Source organism: Bacillus cereus (genome assembly GCF_002561295.1).
Classification (GTDB): Bacteria; Bacillota; Bacilli; order Bacillales; family Bacillaceae_G; genus Bacillus_A; species Bacillus_A cereus_S.
This window is the reverse complement of sequence record NZ_NTUG01000066.1, coordinates 1-593: the sequence shown is the minus strand read 5'-3', so window position 1 is coordinate 593 and position 593 is coordinate 1. Positions and strand designations below refer to the sequence as shown.

Here is a 593-nt window from a genome sequence, read left to right as displayed (position 1 = left end):
GAAGTAAGTGAAGCAACAGAATGGAAATATGCATTTACAGATTTAGCGGCATATGATGCCGAAGGAAAGGCATACAAGTATGAAGTGAAAGAACAAGCGGTAGACGGATATAAAACAGAAGTTAACGGTAATGACATCACGAATACAAAAGTAGGCCAAACAAAAGTAGAAGGAACGAAAACGTGGAAAGATGATAACGCAAAAGATCGTCCGGAAATGATCAAAGTAGACCTACTACAAAACGGCAAAGTAATTGATACAAAAGAAGTAAGTGAAGCAACAGAATGGAAGTATGCATTTGCAGACTTAGCGGCATATGATGCCGAAGGTAAGGCATATAAGTATGAAGTGAAAGAACAAGCGGTAGCTGGATATGAATCAAAAGTAGAAGGTTATGACATTACAAATACAAAAGTAGGCCAAACAAAAGTAGAAGGAATGAAAACATGGAAGGACGGAAATGCTGAAGGACGTCCAGAAATGATCAAAGTAGACTTATTACAAAATGGCCAAGTCATTGCAACAAAAGAAGTGAGCGCAGCGAGCGAATGGAAATATGCGTTTACAGATTTAGCGGCATACGATGCCGAAGG

General features: G+C 39.1%; 1 protein-coding gene. It reads left to right on the top strand.

Features of this window, described 5'->3' with window-relative positions; genetic code table 11:
- A partial coding sequence (locus CN373_RS24425) for a Cna B-type domain-containing protein (protein WP_133116048.1) occupies window positions 1-593 on the top strand: 593 nt, incomplete at both ends.